The organism is Paracoccus sp. SY (assembly GCF_002901215.1).
GTDB lineage: Bacteria > Pseudomonadota > Alphaproteobacteria > Rhodobacterales > Rhodobacteraceae > Paracoccus > Paracoccus acridae.
The window spans coordinates 1-7441 of record NZ_NWMQ01000078.1; the positions used below are offsets into that span (position 1 = coordinate 1).

The following is a 7441-nucleotide window of genomic DNA, read 5'->3' on the forward strand; positions in this document are numbered from 1 at the left end:
CGCGCTGGAACGCGTGTGACAGGTCGGGGCGGGTTTCCAGCCCGGCCAGTGTGACCAGCGGGATCCTTGATCCGGGTCTCGATTTCCGCGCACATGATCTTCGGCACGTCTGCCGGGTGCATGGCCTCCCAGCCCAGGCCTGACGGCCAGACCCCGACCCAACAATGCCGCGCGGCCGCCACGCCGGGGCTGCTTGTATGCGACATCGGACGGCGCGTTTCGCCCCGAAGTTCGCCTTGGTCACCATGCCCCGGATCTCGCCCGACCCAGAGCAGTGGCAGGTCTTGACGATCCCCGCATGGATCGCCGCCACCTTGACCCAGTTTGTCAGTCAGGTCGTCGGCTGCACGGTGCCCGCGTCAACTCGGGCCTGCAGCATCCGGGCGCCGGTCGCAAGATCGGGGCGGGGGAAAGGCCTGTCTTGGCCGCTTTCCGCCTATTTCTTGCCGGTCCGGAAGCGCGGAACATGCGGAAATGCTGGAAAGCCCTGTTGTCGCTGGTATGGTGTCAGCCGGGCACGACGCGGAACAATCGGCGGCCCTTCCCTTCCCCCGAAAAATAAATTGCATTTTATTGATTTTTTATGCATTGTTGATCCGATCGCATCCATGCGACATCAGGGAGGATACAATGACATTCTTTCGTTCCCGGCTGGCCGCAGCCTGGCTGATCGCGGCTGGCGCCGCATCCTTCGCCCCCGCCGCCATGGCGCAGGATCTGGAATTGACCATCATGGCCCCTGCAGGCGCCGGCGGCGGCTGGGATTCCGCCGCCCGCGCCCTGCAAGAGGTGATGATGTCCACCGGCAACGCCCGCAGCGTGCAGGTGGTCAACGTTCCCGGCGCGGGCGGCACGGTGGGGCTGGCGCAGTTCGTGCAGGGCGCGGCGGGCAGCCCCAACCAGCTTCTGGTCGGCGGCATCACCATGGTCGGCGCGATCATCACCAACAAGGCGCCCTATGACCTGACCGCCGTCACCCCCCTTGCGCGGCTGACGGGCGATCCGCTGGTCGTGGTGGTCCCGGCGTCGTCACCCTATCAGACGATGGCCGACCTGATGGAGGGCATCAAGGGCGACGTGGAACGCACCATCTGGGCCGGCGGATCGGCGGGCGGCGCGGACCACATGCTGTCGGCGCTGATCACCCAGGCGGCGGGCGCGGATCCGGCCAAGGTGAACTATGTCGCCTATTCCGGCGGGGGCGAGGCCTTGGCGGCGATGCTGGGCGGGCAGGTCACGGCGGGGATTTCCGGCTATGGCGAATGGCAGGGCCAGATCGAATCGGGCGACCTGCGCGCGCTTGCGATTTCCTATCCCGAAGCCATCGAGGGGATCGAGGCCCAGCCGCTGAAGGCCCAGGGCATCGACATCGAACTGGTGAACTGGCGCGGCATCTTCGCCGGACCCGGCATTAGCGACGAGGACAAGGCAACCCTGGAACAGGCCATCGCCAAGACGGTCGAATCCCCCGAATGGCAGGATCTGCTGAAGGCGCGCGGCTGGTCCGACTACTATGCCCCGTCGGATGAATTCACGGCCTTCATCGCGTCCGAATCCGAACGCGTGACGTCCATCCTGACCTCGATCGGCCTGGCCGAATAACCGCGGCGGGGGCCTGGCGCCCCCGTTTTCGCTTGACCCATTGGGGGACCGTCCGTGACCACACCGACCGCACGGGGCCTGCACCGGCCCACGCTTGTCATCGCCGTCGCCTTGTTCGCCCTGGCCTTCATCACCTGGCGCGATGCAAGCGCGATGCAGATCCGCGCCACCTATGGCATGGGCGCGGATGCGGCGTCCTATTTCGTGGCGCTGTTCCTGGCGCTGATGGGGGCGGGCCATCTGGTTGCCGCCTTCCGCTGGGGGGACGATCCCGGCCCCACCGACTGGAAGGCCGTGGGCTGGGTGGCCTTGGGCCTGGGCAGCCTGATCGCCGCGCTGTGGTTCGGGGCGGGCTTCATCATCGGGTCCACCCTGCTGTTCGTCTTCACCGCCCGCGCCTTCGGCCGCCGGGCCTGGCTGGCCGACCTGGCCCTGGGCCTGATCCTGGCGACGGGGATTTTCCTGCTGTTCAACAAGCTCTTGACCCTGTCCCTGCCGATGGGACCGGTCGAGCGGCTGTTCTGAGGAGGTCGCAACATGGAATCGCTGGCCTTCCTGATGCAGGGCTTCGGCACCGCGCTTGATCCCATGAACCTGGCCTTCGCGGCCATCGGCGTGCTCTTGGGCACGGCCGTCGGCGTGCTGCCCGGCATCGGGCCTGCGCTGACCGTGGCGCTGCTTTTGCCGATTACCTTCAAGCTGGACCCCGGCGGGTCGCTGATCATGTTCGCGGGCATCTATTACGGCGGCATGTATGGCGGATCGACCACGGCGATCCTGCTGAACACACCGGGTGAAAGCGCCTCGGTCGTCACCGCGCTTGAAGGCAACCAGATGGCCCGGCGCGGACGGGGCGGCCCGGCCCTTGCGACCGCCGCCATCGGGTCGTTCGTGGCCACCCTGATCGCCACGATGGGGCTTGCCTTCTTTGCGCCCCTGCTGGTCAAGGTCGCGATCCAGTTCGGGCCTTGGGATTACTTCGGGCTGATGCTGATCGCCTTTGTCACCGTGTCGGCGACCTTTGGATCCTCGCCCCTGCGCGGTCTGACCAGCCTTGCCATCGGGCTGTGGCTGGGCCTGATCGGCATCGACCAGTTGACCGGGCAGGCGCGGCTGGCCTTTGGCGTCCCGAACCTGCTGGACGGGGTCGAGGTCACCACCCTTGCCGTCGGCCTGTTCGCCATAGGCGAGGCGCTGCATGTCGCGTCCCGCCACCTGTTCAACGACGAAAAGCCCATCGCGATCAAAGGGTCGATCTGGATGTCGCGCCAGGACTGGCGGCGGTCCTGGAAGCCCTGGCTGCGCGGCACGGCGATCGGCTTTCCGATCGGGGCGCTGCCCGCCGGCGGTGCCGAAATCCCGACCTTCCTGTCCTACACGACCGAACGCAAGCTGGCCGAAAAGCCCGAGGAATTCGGCCAGGGCGCCATCGAGGGCGTGGCAGGCCCCGAGGCCGCGAACAACGCCTCGGCCGCGGGCACCCTGGTTCCGTTGCTGACGCTGGGGCTGCCCACCTCGGCCACGGCGGCGGTGATGCTGGCGGGGTTCCAGCAATACAACCTGCAACCCGGCCCGCTGCTGTTCGTGCAGCACCCCGATCTGGTCTGGGGCCTGGTCGCGTCGCTGTTCATCGCCAACGTCATGCTGCTGGTGCTGAACCTGCCATTGGTGGGGCTGTGGGTGCGGCTTTTGAAGATCCCGCTGCCCTGGCTTTACGCGGGCATCCTGGTCTTTGCCTGCATGGGCACGATCGCCGCCAATCCTTCGGTGGTGGAACTGATGATGCTGGTGGCCTTTGGCGTCCTGGGCTTCATCATGCGGCGATACGACTATCCCATCGCGCCAGTGGTCGTGGGGCTGATCCTGGGTCCGATGGCCGACAGCGCCCTGCGCCGGTCCCTGCAGATGAGCCTGGGCGACCCGATGGTCCTGCTGCAGCATCCGGGATCGGCCACGATGATCGGCATCGCCGTCTTTGCCCTGCTGGCGCCCTTCGTCTTCAAGGGCTTGGCCCGGTTCCGCCAGGACGAGGACTGATCACGCAAGAAGGGCGGCGCGGTCCCGAACCGCGCCGCCCGTTTCAAGGGGGGTTTCATGGCGCGCGCCAGTCTTTCGCCTCAGATCATGGCCCGGATCGTCGAACATGTGCGGCAGACCGACATGAAGGCGGGCCAGCACCTGCCCGCGCAGGCCCTGGCCGACAGCTTCAAGGTGTCGCGCCAGCCCATCGTCAGCGCGCTGAAGAAGCTGCAACAGATGGGCATCGTCGAAGCCGCGCCCAATCGCGGCTATTTCCTGGCCTGCGACGCCGACACGATCCCGGACCTGGATTGCGACGCGGCGGGCGATGACGTCCTTTATGACCGCATCGCCGCCGACACCTTGGGGGGCCGCCTGCCCGAACGGCTGAGCGAGAACGAACTGATGCGCCTTTACGGCGTCACGCGCGGCCGGCTGCTGCGGGTTCTGCGCCAGATCGCCGACGAAGGCTGGATCGAACGGCTGCCCGGCAACGGCTGGGAATTCCGCGAGATCCTGACATCGCGCAAGGCCTATGCCGACGCCTATCAGTTCCGCGCCGCGACCGAGATGCAGGCCCTGCTGCTGCCAAGCTTCCGCATCGACCCTGCCGCCTTTGCCGCCGCCCGCCGCCATCAGCAGCAGCTTCTGGAAAGCTATGGCGGCGAATCGCGGGAAAAGGTCTTCGGCACCAACATCGAATTCCACGAAATGCTGATGACCTGCGCCAACAACGACTTCTTCCTGGATGCGGTCCGGCGGATCAACCGGGTCCGGCGGTTGATGGAATACAGCATCACCCATGACCGCAGCCGGATGCCGCAGCAATGCCGAGAGCATCTGCAAATCCTCGACCTGATCGAGGACCGCGACATGCAGGCCGCCGCCACCTTCCTTTACCGCCACATCCGGGAAGCCGGGAACATCAAGTCAGCCTTGTTCACCTGATTGCATTTAATCCCGACGTAATGCTATCATGCTCTTGATCCAGGGGCATGGTCATGCAGTTTGCGGCAACATTCGACGGACGGACGATCATCGACCTGCCCCGGGCGGCGGGGAATGCGTTGCGCCGCCTGCCGCATATCCACCGCCTGCTTCTGGAAAACATGCTGCGCGCGGGTAACGACCCCCAAGCGGGGCGGGCCGCGATCCTGGACTGGCTGGCGACGGGCAGCAGCACGGCCGAGATCGCCTTTCAGCCGGGCCGCGTGCTGATGCACGACACGACCTGCGGACCCGCGCTTGTGGATATCGCGGCGATGCGGTCGGCCCTGACCGAGGCGGGGTTCGACTCCACGCTTCTGAACCCCGTTCTGCCCGTCGATGTCTCGACCGATCATTCGCTGGCGGTCGATGCCTATGCCCGTCCCGACGCGATGGCGAAGAACATCGAAAACGAATATCGCCGCAACGCCGAACGCTATCGCTTCATGAAATGGGCCACGAACGCGCTGTCGAATTTCCGTGTCCATCCGCCCGGCACCGGCATCATGCACACGCTGAACCTGGAACGGCTGGCGACGGTGGTCACGACCCGCGACGGCTGGATGATGCCCGACACGCTGATCGGCACCGACAGCCACACGCCCATGATCAACGGCATCGGCGTTCTGGCCTGGGGCGTCGGCGGGATCGAGGCGGAAAGCGTCCTTTTCGGCATGCCGGTGATGCTGCGCGTCCCGGACGTGATCGGCGTGCGCCTGTCCGGGCAGTTGCACGACGGCGTGACGGCCACCGACCTGGCGCTGACCGTGACGGAACGGCTGCGGCGTGTCGATCTGGCCGACCGCTTCGTCGAATTCTTCGGGCCGGGGGTGTCCAGCCTGTCGGCGGGCGACCGGGCGGTAATCGCCAACATGACGCCGGAATTCGGGGCCAATTCGGGCTTTTTCCCCGTGGATGCGGCGACCGTGGCCTATCTGCGCCAGACCGGGCGCAGCGCCGATCATTGCGCCCTGGTCGAAGGGTACTGCCGCCGCCAGGGTCTGTGGCTCGACCCGCAGGAGGTCCCGGTCTTCACCGATGTCGTGGACCTGGACCTGTCGGGGGTCCAGGTCAGCGTCGCCGGTCCCCGCCGCCCCCAGGACCGCATCCCGGCCCGGGCCACCGCCCAGGCCACGGCGGCGATGCGCGGCACGCCAAAGCCCGCGCCTGCGGGCCATGCCCCTGACGGCGCGGTTGCCATCGCCGCGATCACCAGTTGCACCAACACCAGCGATCCGCGCCTGCTGGTGGCCGCCGGTCTGGTCGCGCGCAAGGCCCGCGCCCTGGGCCTGACGCCGCCGCCGCATGTCAAGACCTCGCTGGCGCCGGGATCGCCGACGGCGGAACGATACCTGCGCCGTGCCGGTCTGCTGGAGGATCTGGAGGCCGTGGGCTTCGGCATCGTCGGTTACGGCTGCACCACATGCATCGGCAATTCCGGCTCCTTGCCCGACGCCGCCGTCCAGGCCCAGGCCGAGGGCCGGTTGCAGGTCGCGGTGCTTTCGGGCAACCGCAACTTTCCAGGCCGCGTGCATCCGCAGTTGGACGCGGGCTTCCTGGCCTCGCCCCCGCTAGTCGTGGCCTTCGCGCTTGCGGGCGATGTCGAACGCGACATCCTGGCCGATGAGATCGCGCCGGGCGTCCGCCTGTCCGATCTGTGGCCCACGGGGGCCGAGATCGACGCGGCCCTTGCCCTGGCCCAGGACAGCGCCGATTACGCCGCCGCCTATGACGGGGCCGAGGCGAACGAACGCTGGCGCGACCTGGACGCGCCCGCCACGCCGCTTTTCCCCTGGGACGAGGCATCGACCTATATCCGCCGCCCGCCCTTCGCCGATTTCGCCGCGCCCCGCGACAGCCATATTTGCGCGGCCCCGATCCTGGTTCTGGGCGACGACATCACCACCGACCATATCTCGCCCGCAGGGGCGATCCCGAAGGAGAGCGAAACGGGCCGCTATCTGATCGGGAACGGCGATGCCCCGCATGACCTGAATGTCTTCTCGTCCCGGCGCGGGAACTGGGAAGCCATGCTGCGCGGCCTGTTCACCAACGGCGCGGTCACGAACCTGCTGGCCCCCGGCATACCACCCGGCAGCACGATTCTGCCCGACGGTGAGATCCTGCCCTTGTGGCAGGCGGCCCGGCGGTATCGTGACATGAACACCCCCGTCGTGATCGTTGCGGGCGAACGCTATGGCATGGGGTCGTCGCGCGATTGGGCGGCCAAGGGAGCGGCGCTTCTGGGCACTCGGGCGGTGCTGGCGGTCAGCTTCGAACGCATCCATCGGTCGAACCTAATCGGCATGGGCATCCTGCCCCTGCGCCTGCCCGATGGCGTCACGCCAGGGTCGCTGGCCTTGACCGCGCAGGACCGGATAGAGATCGACCTGGATCCCGCCCGCCTTGCCCCCCGCGCGCGCGTCCGCGTGCTGTTGCACCGGCCAAGGCGCGCATCCGATTCCCTTGAGGCGACAGCCGCCATCGAAACCAGCCTCGAGATCGAGACGCTGGCAAGGGGCGGGCTGATGCCGCTGATCCTGGACCGGGTGACGAGCGGGAAGGCCCGCTCCTAGGACCTTCCCGCGGCCCACATGGGTCCGCCCTTCCATCGGGGAAAGCCGTATCCGTGGATTTCCACCAGGTCGATGTCGGCGGGGGTTGCGGCGATGCCTTCGTCGAGGATCGCCTGGCCCTCGGCGGCCATCTCGGCCACCAGGTGGCGGGCGATGCTGTCGCGGTTCATGCGGGCGGTGCCGGTGATGCGGTGTGCCAGCAGGGTTGCCACGGCGGCGGAGGGCTGGGGCTTACGCTCGCCCGGGGCATAGTCGTA

At 67.4% G+C, this 7441-nt stretch carries 5 protein-coding genes and 2 pseudogenes; 5 read left to right on the forward strand and 2 right to left on the reverse strand.

Translation table 11 applies throughout. From position 1 onward, the window contains the following. Positions 1 to 206: pseudogene (locus tag CK944_RS23830) on the reverse strand (hypothetical protein); the annotation flags it as partial. A gap of 424 nt (positions 207 to 630) precedes the next feature. On the opposite strand from CK944_RS23830, the gene CK944_RS20900 reads away from it, so the two are divergent. The 5 genes from CK944_RS20900 to acnA are packed head-to-tail and all read left to right on the forward strand — an operon-like array spanning position 631 to position 7184. After that, positions 631 to 1602, forward strand: a complete 972-nt coding sequence (locus tag CK944_RS20900) for a tripartite tricarboxylate transporter substrate binding protein (RefSeq protein ID WP_103174990.1) — start codon at positions 631 to 633, stop codon at positions 1600 to 1602. A 54-nt stretch (positions 1603 to 1656) separates the two neighbouring features. Next, on the forward strand, positions 1657 to 2127 hold the full coding sequence (locus CK944_RS20905; RefSeq protein WP_103174991.1) for a tripartite tricarboxylate transporter TctB family protein: 471 nt from the start codon (positions 1657 to 1659) through the stop codon (positions 2125 to 2127). Positions 2128 to 2139: 12 nt separating this feature from the next. Next, positions 2140 to 3639, forward strand: coding sequence for a tripartite tricarboxylate transporter permease (locus CK944_RS20910; RefSeq protein WP_103174992.1), 1500 nt, complete (start codon positions 2140 to 2142; stop codon positions 3637 to 3639). Positions 3640 to 3696: 57 nt separating this feature from the next. Further along, positions 3697 to 4569: a GntR family transcriptional regulator gene (locus tag CK944_RS20915; RefSeq protein ID WP_103174993.1), complete on the forward strand. Its 873-nt coding sequence runs from the start codon at positions 3697 to 3699 to the stop codon at positions 4567 to 4569. A 53-nt stretch (positions 4570 to 4622) separates the two neighbouring features. Next, positions 4623 to 7184 (forward strand): aconitate hydratase AcnA, encoded by a 2562-nt coding sequence (acnA, locus tag CK944_RS20920; protein ID WP_103174994.1) that lies wholly within the window; start codon positions 4623 to 4625, stop codon positions 7182 to 7184. Here the strand turns inward: acnA and CK944_RS20925 are convergent. Then, positions 7181 to 7441, reverse strand: a pseudogene (locus tag CK944_RS20925) (3-hydroxyacyl-CoA dehydrogenase); the annotation flags it as partial. The gene acnA and the pseudogene CK944_RS20925 sit on opposite strands and share 4 nt — an antisense overlap.

Bases quoted from the DNA above. Each gene is read 5' to 3' on its own strand.
- CK944_RS20900 (WP_103174990.1), top strand. From the start codon at position 631: ATGACATTCTTTCGTTCCCGGCTGGCCGCAGCCTGGCTGATCGCGGCT.
- CK944_RS20910 (WP_103174992.1), top strand. From the start codon at position 2,140: ATGGAATCGCTGGCCTTCCTGATGCAGGGCTTCGGCACCGCGCTTGAT.
- CK944_RS20915 (WP_103174993.1), top strand. From the start codon at position 3,697: ATGGCGCGCGCCAGTCTTTCGCCTCAGATCATGGCCCGGATCGTCGAA.
- acnA (WP_103174994.1), top strand. From the start codon at position 4,623: ATGCAGTTTGCGGCAACATTCGACGGACGGACGATCATCGACCTGCCC.